This window comes from Tenacibaculum geojense (genome assembly GCF_042676005.1).
GTDB lineage: Bacteria > Bacteroidota > Bacteroidia > Flavobacteriales > Flavobacteriaceae > Polaribacter > Polaribacter geojense.
In genome coordinates, this window is the sequence record NZ_JBHTJR010000047.1 from 70,971 (window position 1) to 89,977 (window position 19,007).

Genomic DNA, 19,007 nt, shown 5'->3' on the forward strand with positions numbered 1-19,007 from the left:
ATAACTTTCTTTTTTCTGTTTTATAATTAATTAAACATCCTTGGTTAGGGGAACTAAAGGATATTATTCTGCGTTGTCTAAAAATTCTTTAAAACGTTCTGTAAACTTTTCAAAAAACGTTTTTTCTTTTCTTTTTGGTTTCTGAACCTCTTCAGGTGTTTCTTGAATTGGTTCTGACTCTATAATCGGTTCATCAATTGGAGTTGTTTGCTCTGAAAAATCTTGAACAACTACTTCTTCTTTAGCTTTTTCTTGCTTTTTTAAGCCTTCCATTAATAATCCAACTGCTGTTGCATATGCCGGACTAGAAAGTGTTTCATCACTATCTCCAGCTAAATGCTCATTAGGATACCCAATTCGTGTATCCATACCAGTTATATACTCTACTAACTGACGTAAATGTTTTAATTGAGAGCCACCTCCTGTTAAAACAATACCTGCAATTAATTTCCCTTTTTGGGTTTCGTGACCGTAATTTTTAATCTCTAAATACACATGCTCTATAATTTCTTGTACTCTTGCATGAATAATTTTAGATAAATTTTTTAATGTAATTTCTTTAGGTTCTCTACCTCGTAAACCAGGAATAGATACTATTTCTGTATCTTTATTTTCTCCTGGCCAAGCTGAACCAAACTTAACTTTTAACAGTTCTGCTTGTTTTTCAATAATTGAGCATCCTTCTTTAATATCTTCAGTAATTACATTACCTCCAAAAGGAATAACTGCTGTATGACGAATAATTCCGTCTTTAAATATGGCTAAATCTGTTGTTCCACCACCTATATCAATCAAAGCTACACCAGCTTCTTTTTCTTCTTGACTTAATACAGCAGAGGCCGATGCTAAAGGCTCTAAGGTAATATCAGACAAATCTAACCCGGCACTTTTAACACATCTTCCTATGTTTCTTATTGATGAAACTTGCCCCACTACTACATGAAAGTTAGCTTCTAGCCTACCTCCATACATACCTATTGGTTCTTTAATTTCTGGCTGACTATCTACCTTGAATTCTTGTGGTAATACATGAATAATTTCTTCACCTGGTAACATTACAAGTTTATGAACTTGATTTACCAACGCACAAATATCTTCATCTGTAATTACTTCATCTGCATTATCTCGTGTAATGTAATCACTATGATGTAAACTACGAATATGCTGACCAGCAATTCCTACAACAACATCATCAATTTTTTGACCAGAAACACTTTCTGCTTCGTCAACTGCCTGTTGTATAGACTGTATTGTTTGAGTAATATTGTTTACCACACCACGTTTAACACCCAAACTTTTCGCTTTACCAATACCTAAAACTTCTATTTTTCCGTATTCGTTTTTGCGACCAATCATGGCAACAATTTTGGTGGTACCAATGTCTAAACCAACTGCTATTTTATTGTTTTCCATCCTATTGTTGTTTTGTGCATACCACTTGGTTGTGATATTTTACATTAATTTTTTTATAATCATTTATGGTGTTATCTACTAACGCTTTGTTATAAAATGCTTTCAGTTTTTTTATTTTAACAACGATGTCGGTAAAACTTCCAAACTCAATTACAAAGTCGCTACTTCTAACATTAAAAATATATTCATTGTTAGGTGTTTTGTGAATACCTACAATTTCTTTACGCAAAAAAGTATCTTCAGCAATTACAGTGGCTAATTTTGTAATTTCTGTTACATTTTCTGATGAGTTTACACCAGAAACTAATGGTACTCTCGCCGAAAAATTTTCTGATAATGGCATTACTCCCCCTAACTTATCAACATAAAAATTATCTTTTATGTTAACAATACGAGCTATTGGCTCACGCTGTTTAATATGTGTTTTTAACAATCCATCTGGTGTTACAAAAACCGTAGCTTTTTCAACAAATGGATTTGCTAAAACATTATTTTCCAGACCGTATAAATCTAAAACACTTTTCGGTTTGTTTTTAACTGTTTCATTATTTTGTATTAACAACTTATTAACCGATTCATGTGTTAAAAATGAATTTGTTCCAGCAGCAAATTCAACTTCTATTTTTTTTATGATTTTATTTCCATTTCTTTTAATAGAAAAACCATAAACAAACAGTAGCACCCCAATTAAGGCCGGCAAAAATAAGTATGCTGCAACTTTTTTCATACTGTTTTAACTTCTTTTTTTTAACGCTTGTTCAACATCTTTAACTAATAACCCAATATCTCCTGCTCCTAACATGGCAATTACTTTTGAGTTAGCCTGTTGTATATTTTTTATCAACTCTCTTTTAGTTGACAAGATTTTATTTTGATTATTAATTATACTCAATAACCATTCTGATGTTACTCCTGGAATTGGTAACTCTCTTGCCGGATATATATCCAACAAAATTATTTCATCAAATTTTGCTAGTGTTTCTGCAAAATCATTGACAAAATCTTTTGTTCTTGAAAACAAATGTGGCTGAAAAACCACTAATGCTTTTTGGTCTGGATACAGTTCTCTTATAGAGCTTTCAACAGCTGTAATTTCTGTTGGATGATGTGCATAATCATCAATCAACACACATTCATCAGATTTAATTTTATATGAAAATCTTCGCTGAACACCTTTAAAACTAGCTAACTGATTTTTAATCTGAGCCTCCTCAACTCCATAAACATCTGCCATTGCCAAAGCAGCCATTGCATTCATTAAATTATGTTTTCCTGGTAAACTAAAATGAATCTTGTTAATAGTTTTTGTTGGAGTAACCACGTCGAAAACATAAGTTCCATTTACGATATTAATGTTCGTTGCATAATAATCTGCCTCCTCATTAACTGCATATGTTAAACCTGTTAATGGTAAACCTTTAGCAACTATTAGTGTATTTGATACTTTTGCTGTAAAATCTTTAAACGACTGTAACAATTCTTCATGCTGTCCATATATATCAAGATGATCAGCATCCATAGATGTTACACAAGCAATATTGGGTGATAGCTTTAAAAAAGACCTATCAAATTCATCTGCCTCAACTACTGACAGTTTATCTTCTCCTAAAATTAAATTCGAATTATAATTTTCTGCAATTCCTCCTAAAAATGCTGTTGCCTTAGAAGGCGCCATTACATGACCAAGTATTGAGGAAGTTGTTGTTTTACCATGAGTTCCTGCAACAGCCATGCAAAAAGTTTCTTGAGTAATAATTCCTAAAATTTCAGCCCTTTTTAATACCGTAAACTTATTATCTATAAAATAATTTAACTCTAAATGATTTTTAGGTACTGCTGGTGTATACACCACTAAAGTTTTTTCTGTATTTAAAAAGTTAATCGGTATATTTTTAATAGCATCCTCATAATGGATAGAAATATCTATGCTCTCTAAAGAATTTGTAATTGGAGATGCCGTTTTATCATAACCTGCAACACTTTTTCCATTACTTTTAAAGTAACGTGCTAAGGCACTCATTCCTATTCCTCCAATACCTATAAAATATATATTATGTATGTGTTGTAAATTCACTACTTAATTAACTTCTCTATTTCGTTTACTATATTGTTTGTTGCATTTGGCAAGGCTAATTCACTAATGTTTTCAGATAAATTTTCTTGTTTTCCTTTATCTTTTAACAAACTTTCAAATACTATTGAAAAGGATTCTAACTCAGATTCCTTAACCATTAAAGCTGCATGTTTATCTACTATTGATTTAGCATTTTTTGTTTGATGATCTTCAGCTACATTAGGTGATGGAATAAAAATTGTAGGCTTACCAACAATACATAATTCAGACACCGAACTTGCACCTGCTCTAGAAATGATAAAATCTGATGATGCATAAGCTAAATCCATTCTTTGAATAAATGGAAAAATCTGCACATCTTCTAATTCGTTATATTTTTTATAATCTTCAAAATACAACTTACCACACTGCCAAATCAACTGAATATTTTGTTTTTTAAATAACTCTAAGTGTTCTTCTATTAACTGATTTATTCTTCTTGCTCCTAAACTTCCTCCTAAAACCAGTAGTGTTTTCTTTTTATTATTTAAACTAAAAAAAGTTTTTGCCTCTTCAGTCTTAGAATGTAAAAACAATAAATCTTGACGAACAGGGTTTCCTGTTTTAATTATTTTATTTACTGGAAAAAAACGTTCTAAATTATCATAAGCCACACAAATTGACTTCGCTTTTTTAGCAAGCAGTTTATTCGTGATTCCAGGATATGAATTTTGCTCTTGTAAAAGCGTTGGTATACCTTTTAAATTCGATACGTATAATGTTGGTCCACTTGCAAAACCACCTGTACCAACAGCAACATCGGGCTTAAATTTACTTATTATACTGTATGCTTTAACGATACTGCTTAATAATTTAAACGGAAAAATTAAATTACTAAACGTTAACTTTCTTTGAATACCTGAAATCCACAACCCTTTTATATCATATCCTGCTTGGGGCACTTTTTCCATCTCCATTTTATCTTTGGCACCAACAAAAAGAATATTCGCATCAGGATAACGAAGCTTAACCTCATTAGCAATAGCTATTGCAGGATAAATATGGCCACCTGTTCCACCACCACTAATAATTATATTTATTGATTGTTTCATTCAGTTTTTTATTAAATCTTATATACATTTTACAACACTAATCTAGTGTTTCATGTAAAATATCTAGTGGATTATCATCCATTATAGTTTCTTCTGTTTCATTTTTAGAGGCACTTACACTTAAAATCATTCCTAGTGCAAAACACGTCATCCAAATTGAGGTTCCACCGCTACTAATTAAAGGGAGTGTTTGCCCAGTTACAGGAAATAAATTTACAGCAACTGCCATATTAATTATAGCCTGAAATATGATTGGAAACCCAACACCAATTACTAACAGAGTTGCAAAAATGGTAGTTGCTTTTCTGGCCGCCACCAATATTCTAAACATTAATAAAAAGTAGATAAATATTACTATTGATGCTCCTGCTAAACCATATTCTTCTACAATAATTGCATATATAAAATCGGATGAAGACTGTGGTAAAAAATTTTTCTGAACACTTTTTCCTGGCCCTTTACCTGTTACGCCTCCTGTTGCAATGGCTATTTTAGCTTTTTCTACTTGATAATCTTCTTTAGCTTCCCCTTTCCAGAAATTCTCTATTCTACTCTGCCAAGTATTAACACGATGCGGCATAGCGTTCGGAAAAGCTTTTGCTACTAAAACAAAAAACGTTAAACCAATTAAACCTATTCCTAAAATGTAACCTAAATACTTAAGCGGATACCCTCCAATAAAACACAGCATTAAAATCATACTGAATATAATTGCTGTAGTGGAGAAGTTTGCGGGTAATATTAAAATTAAAACTGCACCAATTGGAAGCCATAGATTTATAAAACTCTCTTTAAAATCTATTTGTTTCTCTTTATTTTTAGCCAAATACCTTGCTACATAAGCCATTACTACCAATCCTGCCAAAGTAGATGTTTGAAAACCCATACCTACAAACGGAATACGTAACCATCTGCTGGCATTTGCTCCTCCAATAGTAGTTCCTTGAGACATGGTAAATAGTAATAAAATAATAACTACTGGCAACATTAAAACTGAACCTCCACTAAAATACCTGTACGGTATTTTATGTGTTCCGTAAATAATTGCAAAACCAAAAATTAGCAATACAATATGTTTTACTAAGTGACCTAATGTAGATCCATTTCCAACCACATAAACTAAATTTGTACTAGCACTGTAAACAGGCATAAATGAGAATATTGCCAAAATAGCAACAATTGCCCAAATAGCTCGATCACCTTTTATATGTTGAAAAATGTGCTTCATTTAAATAATTAAATATTTTTAACCGCTGCTTTAAACTTATTACCTCTGTCTTCGTAATTATCAAACAAATCAAAACTTGCACAAGCTGGTGATAACAGAACAGCATCACCTTTTGTAGCTATTTTATGCGCAACTTTTACTGCTTCATCAGCACCAGCAGTTTCTACAATAACATCAATTACATTTTGAAATGTTTCTATGATTTTTTGATTATCTAAACCTAAACAAACTATAGCCTTAACCTTTTCTCTTACTAATGGCATTAAATCTGAATAATCATTTCCTTTATCCACACCACCAACAATCCACACTGTTGGAACATCCATACACTCTAAAGCATAAAATGTTGCATTAACATTAGTCGCTTTACTGTCATTTATATATTGAACACCATTTACTTTCTGTACTTTTTCTAACCTATGTTCTGCTCCTTCAAAGCTAGATAAACTCTCTGCTAAAGTTTGGTTTCTTACCTGTAATAATTTAGACGCTAACATAGACGCCATGGCGTTTTTGGTATTGTGCTTACCTTGCACATTTAATTTAGAAACACTCATTATATATTCTTCTGAATTTAATCTTAGTACTATTTTATCTTTTTGCAAAAAAGCTCCCGTTTCTAATTCTTTTTCCAAAGAAAAAGGAACCAATTTTGCTTTTATTGTATTCTCTTTTAACCAACCTTGAATAACCACGTCATCTGAATCATATATTAAATAATCATTCGATGTTTGATTCATAGTTATTCTAAACTTAGATGCGATATAATTTTCAAACTTGTAATCATACCTATCTAAATGATCTGGTGTTATGTTTGTTATTATAGCTATGTGCGGTTTAAAATCAACGATTCCATCTAATTGAAAACTGCTTAGCTCTAATACATATTCATCATAATTTTGACTAGCTACTTGCGCAGCGAAACTATCACCTATATTACCTGCAATACCAACATTATGTCCTGCATCTTTTAAAATATGATGTGTTAATAATGTGGTAGTGGTTTTTCCATTTGACCCCGTAATTCCCACTAATTTTGCATTAGTAAACTGGGCTGCAAATTCTATTTCTGAAATTACAGGTACTTTTTTCTCTAACAATTGCTGAACAAGAGCTACTTTATCTGGAATGCCAGGACTTTTCATTACCAAATCGGCTTTAAAAATCTCTTCTTCCGTATGCTGCTCCTCTTCAAACGAAATATCATTTTTTAAAAGAACTTTTTTATACTCTTCTGCAATCTTACCTTTATCAGAAACAAAAACATTATAACCCTTTTGTTTTGCTAAAATCGCAGTACCTACACCACTTTCACCTCCGCCAAGAACCACTAAACATTTCATATTATCTTAACTTCAAGGTAACTATAGTAAACACTGCTAGTAAAATGCCAACAATCCAAAAACGGGTTACAATTTTACTTTCATGATAATTTAATTTCTGATAGTGATGATGCAAAGGGGACATTTTAAAAATTCGTCTCCCTTCTCCATACTTCTTTTTAGTGTATTTGAAATATGAAACCTGAAGTATTACCGATAAATTTTCAGCTACAAAAATTCCAGCTAATACTGGTAACAACAGTTCTTTTCTAATTGCAATTGCTATAACTGCAATAATACCTCCTATAGTTAAACTACCTGTATCCCCCATAAAAACTTGAGCAGGGTATGTATTGTACCATAAAAAACCAATTAAAGCTCCAGCAAACGCTAAAATGAACACTGTCATTTCACCTGATTTAGGTATATACATAACATCTAAATAATCAGCAAAAATGATATTACCTGATACCCAAGCAAAAATAGCTAGGGTTACCACCATAATTGCTGATGATCCTGCAGCCAAACCATCAATACCATCTGTTAAATTAGCTCCATTAGACACTGCTGTAATAATAAAAATTACAATAGGTATAAAAATCAACCATGCATATTTTTGATAATCATCTCCTAAAAAACTAATGGCTTTTGCGTAATCTAATTCGTTATTTTTCAAAAATGGCACCGTAGTTTTTGTTGACTTATGTTCTTCTCCAAAAACTTTCTTTTTACCATCTATTTGTATCACTTGTTTTTCTTGAGGTAATTGCTCTTTAATTGTAACATCTTGATGAAAGTATAACATACTACCAACTATTACACCCAATCCAACCTGACCAACTACCTTAAAAATTCCTTTTAAACCTTCTTTATCTTTTTTAAATACTTTTATGTAATCATCTGCAAAACCAATAAACCCCATCCAAATAGTAGTAATTAGTAAAATGATGATATAAATATTCTCAAGTTTCGCTAATAATAATACTGGAATTAATGTGGCCAAAATTATGATTACACCTCCCATTGTTGGTGTACCAGCTTTTTGTATTTGACCTTCTAAACCTAAATCTCTTACACTTTCACCTACTTGCTGTCTTTGCAAAAAGTTAATTATTCTTTTACCATATATGGTAGATATTAATAATGATAAAATAAAAGCCATTGCAGCTCTAAACGTGATAAACTGAAACACACTTGCTCCTGTTAAATTAAATTGACTTTCTAAATATTGAAATATATAATAGAGCATTCTTTTTTAGTTTTTTAATTGATTAAAACAGTTAGTTACTTCTTCTAAATCATCAAAATGATGTTTTACACCATTAATTTCTTGATAATTTTCATGCCCTTTTCCAGCAATTAATATGATATCTCCGTCAGATGCGAGCTTAACTGCTGTTTTTATAGCCTGCTTTCTATTTAAAACAGCTAAAGTTTTACGATAATTCTCTGGAGTAACACCCTTTTCCATTTGTTCTAAGATAGTTTCGGGGTCTTCTGTCCTGGGGTTATCCGAAGTAAAAATTGCTTGGTTACTTAATTGAGATGCTATATGCCCCATTTTTGGCCTTTTTGTTACATCTCTATCTCCACCGCAACCTACTATCGTAATTAAATTTTCGTTTCCTGACCTAATATCATTAATCGTTTCCAGTACGTTTTTTAACGCATCTGGTGTATGTGCGTAATCTACAATTGCAGTTACATTATTTTCAGACACTATATACTGAAATCTTCCACTCACACTTGTTAACTGACTAATTGCAGTTAAAACCTCCATTTGATCTTGCTCTAGCAACATGGCAGTTCCGTATATAGCTAATAAGTTATACATATTAAACTCACCAATTAACTTGGTCCAAACCTCAATACCATTTATAGTTAATAAGGTTCCAGAAAAGCTTTTCTCTAAAATTTTAGCTTTAAAATCAGCTAAAGTTTTCAGTGCATAATTATGTTTGTTTGCTTTTGTATTTTGAAGCATTATTACTCCATTCTTGTCATCTATATTAGTTAAAGCAAAAGCAGATTTAGGTAATTGATCAAAAAAACTTTTTTTAACATCTCTATATTCCGCAAATGTTTCATGATAATCTAAATGATCATGAGATAAGTTTGTAAAAATACCCCCTTTAAAATGCAAGCCTTCAGTTCTCTTTTGATGAATTCCATGAGAGCTCACCTCCATAAAACAGTATGAAACCCCAGACTCAATCATCTTAGACAAATACTTATTTATTGTTAAAGAATCTGGAGTTGTATGTGTAGCTTCAAACTGATTATCCCCAACCATTATCCTAACAGTTGACAACAACCCCGATGAATACCCTAAATTCGAAAATAATTGATACAACAATGAAGCTATTGTAGTTTTTCCATTAGTACCAGTTACTCCAACTAGAGTTAGTTTATTAGAAGGATTATCATAATAATTTGCAGCAATAGTTGCTAAGGCTGATTGAGAATCATCTACTAAAATATACAAGACACCCTCAATTACATCAACTGGCATTTCTTCTAAAACCACAGCTTTAGCTCCTAACTTAATCGCCTTATCAATATACGCATGACCATCAACAAGCGCTCCCTTAATAGCAACAAACATATCATTATCAACCACCTTTCTACTATCAAAAACCACTGTATTAATTGCAATACTTTGATCTCCGATTATAGAGTTTACTGACACCCCTTTTAATATGTTTTTAACTAATTTCAATTATGATAATTTTAAATATATAACGGTTCCTTTTTTTACTTTCTCGCCTCTTGACACTGATTGCTCAGTCACCTTACCAATTCCAGAAAACTGCACTTTTAAACCCATATTCTCTAATAAAGACACAGCATCCATAGCACTCATACCAACCACATTAGGCATAATAGTTTTGTACTTTTGCAGATAACTATAATAACCAACATATTCCTTCTCTATCTTTTTAATTGTGATAGAATCATTTACAGATTGAACATTGACAGGCGTTGTTGTGTAAATTTTCTGAGCAATCTCTTTAAAAACTGGCGCTGCAACTTTTGCTCCGTAGTAACCTTTTTCTTTTTTAGGATCATGCACCACAACAATACATGAGTATTTTGGCTCATCTACTGGAAAAAAACCAGCAAAAGAAGCTACGTATCGCTGATTTGAATAATACCCTCCTTCATATTCTCCGTTAGCATTCTTTACTCTTGGTATATATTTTTTAGCGGTACCTGTTTTACCGGCCATTGAAAAATTAGGCGAATAAATAGCCTTAGCTGTTCCTTTTTTAACCACGTTTTCCATAACAGCTTTTACCTTATTAATAGTAGTTTGTGAAGCTATTTTATTATCTAGAACCTCTTTTTTAAAACTCTTTTCTATTTTTCCACCAGCCCTTAGTTCTTTTACAAAACGAGGTCTCACCAAAACACCATTGTTTGCTACCGCATTATAAAAAGTTAATATCTGCAAAGGCGTTAGCGATACTCCATAGCCCCAAGCCATCCATTCTAAAGAAATAGGATTCCACCTCTTAGAATCAGGAGTTGGTATAAAAGGCTTTCCTTCACCCTTAATCTGAACTTTAGTTTGCTTATCTAGTCCAAACTTTTTCATTTTACTGATAAATTTCTGAGGGCTCTTATCATAATGCTTTTGTATTGCCTTTACAATACCAACATTTGAAGAAACTTCAAAAACTCGAGCCATTGATATTTTACCATATCCGTCTCTATCACTATCTTCTACTTTTCTTCCTCTGATAAAAATTTTACCTTTTTCGGTATCAACAATAGTTGAAGTATCAATATATTTATCTTCCAAAGCAGCCATTAAACTTGCCAACTTGAATGTTGATCCTGGCTCATGACTCTCCCAAACAGCATAATTTCTTTTTTCATAATACTTACCACTTGAGGTTCTCCCTAAATTTGAAATTGCCTTAATTTCTCCTGTAGCAGTTTCCATAACAACAGCACAACCATGATCAGCCTCAAAATACTCTAATTGCTTTAGCAAAGCATGATGTGTAATATCTTGAATATTCACATCTATTGTAGTAATTACATCAATACCATCTTCTGGCTCTTGCTCATTAACATCATTAATTGGCTTCCATTGCCCTTTAGCTATCTTTTGCTTTAAACGCCAACCATTTTTACCTTCCATGTAATCAGAAAAAGCTCCCTCAATACCAGCACCTCCTCTATGATCATCATAACCAATAGTTCTTTCTGCTATTTTACCAATAGGATGTGCTCTTACTGTTTTTTGTTCAGCTATAAAACCACCTCTGTATACTCCTAAATTAAAAATTGGAAAACTCTTCATTTTCACATAATCGTTATAACCAACATTTCTTGCTAACAACAAATAACGATTACGTCTTTTTTTGGCATCCCTTAATTTTTCTTGATAATACTTAGGCGTTTTACCTAACAACTTCGACAACTCAGAAGATAACGCAGCTATATTTTGCTCAAAAACATTATCATCTACCGCAACAACATCCATTCTAATAGTAAATTTAGACATTGATGTAGCCAGCAAATTACCATCTGCCGCATAAACATTTCCTTTATTTGCGTAGATAGTAAAATTTTTATGTGTAGTTTCTTTGGCTAGTTTTCGGTATTTATCTCCGTTAACATATTGTAAATCGAAAATTTTCACCGCAATCACAACCAAAAAAAGCGCCATTAAAATAGCAACTACATACAGTTTATTTAATATGCTTTTTTTTGTTGTTGCCAATTACTATTCTTTTAAAGTTACTTTTATTTTTTGTGGCGGAGTTTTTGAGGGCTCCAACCCTATTGATTTCACTTTTGACCTCACCGTACTCTCTAACTTCATCCGCATTAACCGTGTACTTGTATCAATATCTTCAGCTCTCAACTCTCGCTTCAACTTATTCAACTGCGCTATCTTAACTACTTTAGCATCCGCCAAGTGCGCACTCCAAATCATCACCATTAACAAACTGACAATAAAAATGATGATTCTCCAATTTTTAATAGCCGAATCATCCGTAAGAAAGCTCCCTCTTAATATTCCGTAAACCCCAGTTTTCTTCATTATTTTAAAGTCGCTATTCTTAATTTTGCACTTCTAGCTCTATTATTAATCTTTATCTCTTCTTGTGTTGGTATTATTAATTTTCCAACTTTTTTTAACGGCTCATTTGTATTACCAAAAAAATCTTTCTCAATTTCACCAGAAAACTTACCTGTTTGAATAAACCTTTTAACCAATCTATCTTCTAAAGAATGATACGATATCACACTTAACCTACCCTCATCATTTAACAAATCTGGTATTTGTTCTAAAAACTCTTTCAACACCTCTAACTCTTCATTAACCTCTATTCTTATAGCCTGATAAATTTGCGCCAATATTTTATGCTCTTTTGCTTTTGGTAAAAATTTTTGCAACACCTGCTTTAACTCAAAACTTGTATTAATTTCTCCTTCTGCTCTAGCCAACACAATTGTTTTAGCTAAAACTCTTGCATTCCTCAACTCACCATACAAATACAACACATCTGCAAGCTTAGACTCCTCATATTCATTTATGATTTTTTTTGCGGACAACAACGACTTTTGATTCATCCTCATATCAAGCTCACCATCAAAACGCGTAGAAAAACCTCTTGAAGCCTCATCAAACTGATGAGAAGAAACCCCTAAGTCCGCTAAAACACCATCTACTTTTTTAACCCCATAAAAACGTAGAAATCTTGATATAAACCTGAAATTCTCAGCAATCAAAACAAAACGCTCATCATCAATCTTATTTTGCTGCGCGTCTGGATCTTGATCAAAAGCAAACAATCGCCCACCTTCACCAAGCCTACTCAATATCTCTCGTGAATGCCCACCACCACCAAAGGTCACATCTACATAAACACCATCTGGCTTTATATTCAACGCATCTACACTCTCTTTTAATAAAACTGGACTATGATAACTCATCTACATCTAAATTTCCCATTACTTCTTCTGCCAACTCCGCAAAATCAGAAACATCCTCAATTGCATTCTCATACTTATCTTTATCCCACACCTCAATTATATTTACAGCACTAGACAAGACAATTTGCTTTTCTATACCTGCAAAAACACACAAGTCTTTAGGAATCAAAATTCTACCCGAAGCATCCACCTCAACCATTTTAACCCCTGCTGTAAACCTCCTAATAAAATCATTATTCTTCTTAACAAATCGGTTCAACTTGTTTATTTTCGCCATCATAATATTCCATTCCTGCATTGGATACAACTCCAAACACGGCTGAAAAACAGATCTTTTAAGCACAAAACCCTCATGCAACACATCATCTAACTGCTTTTTCAAAGGCGCAGACAACATTAGCCTACCCTTCGCATCCGCCTTACACTCGTATGTTCCAATTAAATTTATCAATGCTTAACTATATAGTAATGTGTCAAAAATATAAAATATTTACCACTTTTTACCACTTTTTACCACATTGTTAATAAATTCTTCCAAACACAATAAAACAAAGTATTTCAATAAGTTACAATTGTTAAAACACAACAATTTTAAAAGAAATTGATATCTAATAAAAAAGACTTACTTTTGCGTTTGAGCCAATTATTAACTAATGACTGATTTTTTAAAGAAAGAAGGAAAGTTTACATACGCCGAAGCTGGTGAAGGCAGACCATTAATTGTATTACATGGATTGATGGGAGCATTGAGTAATTTTGATCAAACTTTCAATTATTTTTCAAAAAAAGGATATAAAGTTTTAATACCAGAATTACCTTTATACACATTACCTTTAATTAAAACTAATGTTAAAAATTTAGCTAGTTTTTTACATGATTTTATTGAGTATAAAAACCTAGAAAATGTTGTTTTATTAGGTAATTCTTTAGGTGGTCATATTGCTTTATATTACATTAAACATTATCCCCAAGATGTTGCAGCGCTGGTTCTTACTGGAAGCTCTGGGCTTTATGAAAACTCTATGGGTAATAATTACCCAAGACGTGGTGATAAAGATTTTGTTCGTAAAAAAACTCAGGAAGTTTTTTATGATCAAAGCATTGCAACAGATGAGTTAGTTGACCAAGTTTATGACGTTATTAACGACAGAAATACACTTGTTAAAACATTAGCTATTGCCAAAAGCGCTGTACGCCATAACATGGCTAAAGATTTACCTAAAATGAATCAGCCAACATGCTTAATTTGGGGTAAAAACGATACGGTTACTCCTCCTGAAGTAGCTGATGATTTTCATAAACTTTTACCAGACAGCGATTTGTTTTGGATTGACAAATGTGGACATGCTGCAATGATGGAGCATCCTGATGAGTTTAATGAAGTATTAGAAAACTGGTTTAAACAACGAAATATTTAACCATGAAAATAAAAACAGCAGACTTTGTTGTTAGTAACACTAACGTAGAAAAATGTCCGCAAGATAAGATACCTGAATACGCATTTATTGGTAGGTCTAACGTTGGAAAATCTTCATTAATTAACATGTTAATGGAGCGTAAAGACTTAGCTAAAACTTCAGGTAAACCAGGAAAAACTCAATTAATCAATCATTTTAAAATTAATAATGAATGGTTTTTAGTTGACTTACCAGGTTATGGTTATGCACAAGTTTCAAAAACTAAACGAAAAAAATTTCAAGGATATATTACTGACTATTTTAAAAAAAGAGAACAACTTGTTTGTGCTTTTGTTTTAGTTGATAGCAGACACGATCCTCAAAAAATAGATTTAGAGTTTATGCAGTTTTTAGGAGAAAACCAAATACCTTTTGGTATTGTTTTCACCAAGGTTGATAAACTACCTAGTTCTAAACTAAACAAACAAATTACTTCTTACAAAAGAAAAGTTTTAGAATATTGGGAGTCTTTACCTGTTAATTTTCTTACCTCATCTTCTAACAAGCATGGAAGAGAAGAGCTTCTTAACTTTATCGATAGCGTTAATAAAGATGTTGCCGATGATTTTAACCAAAAATAATGCATTCAAATAAAAACAATCTTCAAGTTTTACATGAAGATAATCACTTAATTATTATCAATAAAAGAGCTGGCGACATCGTTCAAGGTGATAAAACTGGCGACAAACCTTTAAGTGATGTTGTTAAAGAATACATTAAAGATAAATATAACAAACCCGGAAACGTTTTTTTAGGAACCGTACACAGGTTAGACAGACCCACTAGTGGTATTGTAATATTTGCTAAAACCTCTAAAGCATTAGAAAGACTAAATAAAATGCTTCGAGATAAAACAATTAAAAAAACATACTGGGCTGTAGTAAAAGGGACACCTAAAAAAAAATCGGAAACACTGGTTAATTTCCTCAAAAAAAATCCAAAGAACAATAAATCTTTTGCATATCAGAAAGAAGTAAATGGTAGTAAAAAATCTATCTTACATTATAATGTTTTAAAAACACTAAACAACTATACACTTTTAGAAGTTGATCTCGAAACTGGAAGACATCATCAAATTAGATGTCAATTATCGCACATTGGCTTACCTATTAAAGGTGATTTAAAATACGGATTTAACAGAAGCAACAAAGACGGAAGTATCCACTTACATGCACAAAAGATTTCATTTACACATCCTGTAAGTAAAGATTTAATTTTAATACAAGCACCAACACCAATAGATCCTATTTGGGATGCTTGCAACTAATTTGTATATTTAGTTGCTAAATCCCAAACAAATGAAAGCTTTAAAATATCTATTGGTATTCACCATCCCAATTACGGTGTATATTTCTTTCACCAATACTGGTTGGCTAACTTTTTTACCCCTTATTTATACTTTTGGTGTGGTTCCTTTATCTGATTTTTTTTTAAAAATTGATGCTTCTAATTTTGATAAAGAACAAGAAGAAATAGAAAAAAACAATAAACTCTATTCTCTTATTTTATATGCAACAGTACCTACGCAAATTTTGTTTTTAATTTGGTTTTTATTTGCAGTACAAGATCCTTTTTTAACTACAGTTGAATATATTGGAAGAATTTCTGCAATGGGAATTATGTGTGGTGTTGTTGGAATAAATGTTGGTCATGAGTTAGGGCATCGTCTAAATAGGACAGAACAATTATTAGGGGAAATATTATTGTTAACCTCTTTAGAAACCCATTTTTTACCCTACCATAATGCTGGTCACCATTTTAACGTTGCCACTCCAAATGATGCTGCTACTGCCAGAAAAAATGAACCCGTGTATCTTTTTTGGTTTCGTTCACAAATTATGAGCTACATACAAGCTTGGCAGCTAGAAAACAAAAGAATGATGAACTCAGAAAGACCATGGTTTCATATACAAAACAGGATGCTTATATACACTATTTGTCATTTATTATTACTTTTTAGTATCTATACGTTTTTTGGATTAATTGGATTATCCTCTTTTTTTGCAGCTGCAGTACTTGGTATTTTACTACTAGAAACTGTAAACTATATTGAGCATTATGGATTGCTTAGAACCAAAAACAAACATGGCAGATACGAGCGAGTAAAACATACGCACTCCTGGAACTCTAATCATGTAATTGGCAAATTAGTATTATTTAATTTATCAAGACATTCAGATCATCATTATAACGGAAGCAAACATTATCAAATTTTAAAATCTCTTCCAGAAAGCCCTCAAATGCCTACAGGATATCCAGGTATGATGCTGCTCTCTTTAATCCCACCATTATGGTTTAGATTAATGAATAAAAAACTACAACATTTTTAAACTATGAATATACCCAACATTGTAGCTGAACAAAAAGCATTTTTTGCCTCACAACAAACTAAAGACATAGAATTTAGAAAAAAAACGCTTCAAAAACTTTTAAAAGAAGTTCTTAAAAGAGAAAAAGATATTTTAAAAGCACTTCACAACGATTTTAAAAAATCTGAATTCGAAGGTGTTATGACCGAAACAGGAATTGTTGTTGCTGAGTTAAAAAAAGCTATCAAAAAAATTAAAAAGTGGTCTAAACCTAAACGTGTTTTTCCTGCTTTATTAAATTTTCCTTCTTCTGCAAAAATTTATAAAGAACCTTTTGGAACTACATTAATAATCGCTCCTTGGAATTACCCTTATCAATTAGGTTTTTCACCTTTAATTGGAGCTATTGCTGCAGGAAATACTGTTGTTTTAAAACCATCTGAATTAACACCTCATACAAGTGCTATTTGTAAGGAAATAATAGCGACTGTATTCAACCCAAATCATGTTACTGTTGTAGAAGGTGGCGTTTCTGTGTCACAAGAACTCCTTACACAACGCTGGGATTATATTTTCTTTACAGGAAGCGTACCCGTAGGTAAAATTGTGGCTGAAGCTGCCGCTAAACACCTAACACCTGTAACGCTAGAATTGGGAGGTAAAAACCCATGTATTGTTGATGAAACTGCAAACATTAAACTAGCTGCGAAACGTTTAGTATGGGGTAAATGTATTAATGCTGGTCAGACATGTATTGCCCCCGATTACTGGTTAGTTCATGAAAAAGTAAAAGAAAAATTAGTTGATGCTTTTAACATAGAACTTAATAAAGCTTACGGAAATAATCCGAAAAACTCTGATGATTATCCAAGAATAGTTAATTCTAAGAATTTTGATAGACTTGCTAAAATGCTTACCAATGAGAAAATTTTAGTAGGAGGAGAAACTGATAGAGAGGAACGATACATAGCACCTACTCTGATAGATGAACCTGACTTAAACAGCGAAGTAATGAAAGGTGAGATATTTGGTCCAATATCTCCTATATTATCTTATAGTTCTGTTGAAGAAATAGATAACATAATTAACCAATATGAAAAACCATTAGCTTTATATGTGTTTAGTACAGATAAAAAATTTGCTAAAAACATTATTCAAAAACATTCATTTGGTGGAGGAACTATAAACGACACCACTGTACATTTTGCTAATGAAAGCCTACCTTTTGGAGGTGTTGGAGAAAGTGGTATTGGAGCTTATCATGGTAAACAAACATTTGATACATTTTCCCATAATAAAGGTGTTGTAAAACGCTATAACTGGTTAGATATAACAACTCGTTATGCTCCATATAACGGAAAATTAAAAAAGTTACGTACCTTGCTAAAATTAGCTTAACCCAATAAATCTAAAATGCACCAAGAAAAAACGGTTTCTGAAGCCATTAACTACAGAAGATCGGTAAGAGTTTACGATCCAGAAAAAAAATTAGACACTTCATTAGTAAAAAAATGCGTTGAGCAAGCTGCTCTAGCTCCGAATAGTAGCAATATGCAACTTTGGGAATTTTACCATATAACTTCAAAAGATATTGTTGATAACATAGCTCCTTTTTGTTTTAATCAAAATGCAGCAAAAACAGCGCAACAATTACTAATAGTTGTTGTACGAAAAGATCTTTGGAGTAAAAGAGCTAAGGCAAACCTTGGATTTATTGATAGTATTTACGGTAAAAATACACCGAAAGACAAACAAAACAGTAGAGAAAAAATGGTACGTAACTATTACGGCAAATTAATTCCATTTACCTATGCTGATTTCTTTGGAGTTTTTGGTATGATTAAATATGTAATGATGAGTATCACAGGTATATTTAGACCAATTTATCGTCAAGTAAGAAAAAGTGACATTCGTGTTGTTGCTCATAAAAGTGCCGCTTTAGCAGCACAAAACTTTATGACTAGTATGGCTGCAATTAACTACGATACCTGTCCTATGGAAGGCTTTGATTCCTGTAGAGTCAAAAACATCCTAGGGCTACCATTTGGAGCAGAAATAAACATGATTATTTCTTGTGGAGTTAGAAAACCAGAGGGCGTATATGGTGATCGTTTTAGAGTTCCTTTTGATGAAGTTTATAAAGAAGTATAGAAAAAAC

18 protein-coding genes are annotated in these 19,007 nt (G+C 32.2%); 6 read left to right on the forward strand and 12 right to left on the reverse strand.

Features of this window, described 5'->3' with window-relative positions; translation table 11 throughout:
* Nucleotides 1-63 precede the first annotated feature (63 nt).
* From ftsA to mraZ, 12 genes are read right to left on the reverse strand one after another with little or no spacing between them, the layout of a single operon-like run.
* The gene (gene ftsA, locus ACFQ1U_RS09585) at nt 64-1,413 is read right to left on the reverse strand and encodes a cell division protein FtsA (RefSeq protein WP_386107725.1); all 1,350 of its coding nucleotides are present in this window, start codon (nt 1,411-1,413) and stop codon (nt 64-66) included.
* A gap of 1 nt (nt 1,414) precedes the next feature.
* On the reverse strand, nt 1,415-2,140 hold the full coding sequence (locus ACFQ1U_RS09590; protein ID WP_386107727.1) for a cell division protein FtsQ/DivIB: 726 nt from the start codon (nt 2,138-2,140) through the stop codon (nt 1,415-1,417).
* Nucleotides 2,141-2,146: 6 nt separating this feature from the next.
* Nucleotides 2,147-3,487, reverse strand: coding sequence for a UDP-N-acetylmuramate--L-alanine ligase (murC, locus tag ACFQ1U_RS09595; protein WP_386107729.1), 1,341 nt, complete (start codon nt 3,485-3,487; stop codon nt 2,147-2,149).
* Nucleotides 3,487-4,578, reverse strand: coding sequence for an undecaprenyldiphospho-muramoylpentapeptide beta-N-acetylglucosaminyltransferase (murG, locus tag ACFQ1U_RS09600; protein ID WP_386107731.1), 1,092 nt, complete (start codon nt 4,576-4,578; stop codon nt 3,487-3,489). Before murG ends, murC begins: the two co-directional genes overlap by 1 nt.
* 37 nt (nt 4,579-4,615) lie before the next feature.
* A complete protein-coding gene (locus tag ACFQ1U_RS09605; protein WP_386107733.1) occupies nt 4,616-5,806 on the reverse strand; it encodes an FtsW/RodA/SpoVE family cell cycle protein in 1,191 nt (396 codons plus the stop codon).
* Nucleotides 5,807-5,814: 8 nt separating this feature from the next.
* Nucleotides 5,815-7,149: a UDP-N-acetylmuramoyl-L-alanine--D-glutamate ligase gene (murD, locus tag ACFQ1U_RS09610; protein WP_386107735.1), complete on the reverse strand. Its 1,335-nt coding sequence runs from the start codon at nt 7,147-7,149 to the stop codon at nt 5,815-5,817.
* A 1-nt stretch (nt 7,150) separates the two neighbouring features.
* Nucleotides 7,151-8,377: a phospho-N-acetylmuramoyl-pentapeptide-transferase gene (gene mraY, locus ACFQ1U_RS09615; RefSeq protein ID WP_386107737.1), complete on the reverse strand. Its 1,227-nt coding sequence runs from the start codon at nt 8,375-8,377 to the stop codon at nt 7,151-7,153.
* A gap of 6 nt (nt 8,378-8,383) precedes the next feature.
* Nucleotides 8,384-9,847 carry a UDP-N-acetylmuramoyl-L-alanyl-D-glutamate--2,6-diaminopimelate ligase gene (locus ACFQ1U_RS09620; protein WP_386107739.1) on the reverse strand — a complete coding sequence of 488 codons (1,464 nt, stop codon included), beginning with the start codon at nt 9,845-9,847 and terminating at the stop codon, nt 8,384-8,386.
* The gene (locus ACFQ1U_RS09625) at nt 9,848-11,809 is read right to left on the reverse strand and encodes a penicillin-binding protein (protein ID WP_386107864.1); all 1,962 of its coding nucleotides are present in this window, start codon (nt 11,807-11,809) and stop codon (nt 9,848-9,850) included.
* A 57-nt stretch (nt 11,810-11,866) separates the two neighbouring features.
* Nucleotides 11,867-12,187 carry an FtsL-like putative cell division protein gene (locus ACFQ1U_RS09630; protein WP_386107741.1) on the reverse strand — a complete coding sequence of 107 codons (321 nt, stop codon included), beginning with the start codon at nt 12,185-12,187 and terminating at the stop codon, nt 11,867-11,869.
* The gene (rsmH, locus tag ACFQ1U_RS09635; RefSeq protein ID WP_386107744.1) at nt 12,187-13,083 is read right to left on the reverse strand and encodes a 16S rRNA (cytosine(1402)-N(4))-methyltransferase RsmH; all 897 of its coding nucleotides are present in this window, start codon (nt 13,081-13,083) and stop codon (nt 12,187-12,189) included. The genes ACFQ1U_RS09630 and rsmH overlap by 1 nt, the downstream gene beginning before the upstream one ends.
* Nucleotides 13,070-13,534, reverse strand: a complete 465-nt coding sequence (mraZ, locus tag ACFQ1U_RS09640) for a division/cell wall cluster transcriptional repressor MraZ (RefSeq protein WP_386107746.1) — start codon at nt 13,532-13,534, stop codon at nt 13,070-13,072. The genes rsmH and mraZ overlap by 14 nt, the downstream gene beginning before the upstream one ends.
* Before the next feature lie 202 nt (nt 13,535-13,736).
* On the opposite strand from mraZ, the gene ACFQ1U_RS09645 reads away from it, so the two are divergent.
* From ACFQ1U_RS09645 to ACFQ1U_RS09670, 6 genes are read left to right on the forward strand one after another with little or no spacing between them, the layout of a single operon-like run.
* On the forward strand, nt 13,737-14,501 hold the full coding sequence (locus ACFQ1U_RS09645) for an alpha/beta fold hydrolase (protein WP_386107748.1): 765 nt from the start codon (nt 13,737-13,739) through the stop codon (nt 14,499-14,501).
* A gap of 2 nt (nt 14,502-14,503) precedes the next feature.
* Entirely contained in the window at nt 14,504-15,121 is a 618-nt protein-coding gene (gene yihA / locus ACFQ1U_RS09650; protein WP_386107750.1) for a ribosome biogenesis GTP-binding protein YihA/YsxC, read from the forward strand.
* Complete coding sequence (locus ACFQ1U_RS09655; RefSeq protein WP_386107752.1) at nt 15,121-15,807, forward strand: RluA family pseudouridine synthase; 687 nt, start codon at nt 15,121-15,123, stop codon at nt 15,805-15,807. Before yihA ends, ACFQ1U_RS09655 begins: the two co-directional genes overlap by 1 nt.
* A gap of 31 nt (nt 15,808-15,838) precedes the next feature.
* On the forward strand, nt 15,839-16,870 hold the full coding sequence (locus ACFQ1U_RS09660) for an alkane 1-monooxygenase (protein WP_386107754.1): 1,032 nt from the start codon (nt 15,839-15,841) through the stop codon (nt 16,868-16,870).
* Between the two features lie 3 nt (nt 16,871-16,873).
* A complete protein-coding gene (locus ACFQ1U_RS09665; protein WP_386107756.1) occupies nt 16,874-18,247 on the forward strand; it encodes an aldehyde dehydrogenase in 1,374 nt (457 codons plus the stop codon).
* A gap of 15 nt (nt 18,248-18,262) precedes the next feature.
* A complete protein-coding gene (locus ACFQ1U_RS09670) occupies nt 18,263-19,000 on the forward strand; it encodes a nitroreductase family protein (RefSeq protein WP_386107758.1) in 738 nt (245 codons plus the stop codon).
* Nucleotides 19,001-19,007 lie beyond the last annotated feature (7 nt).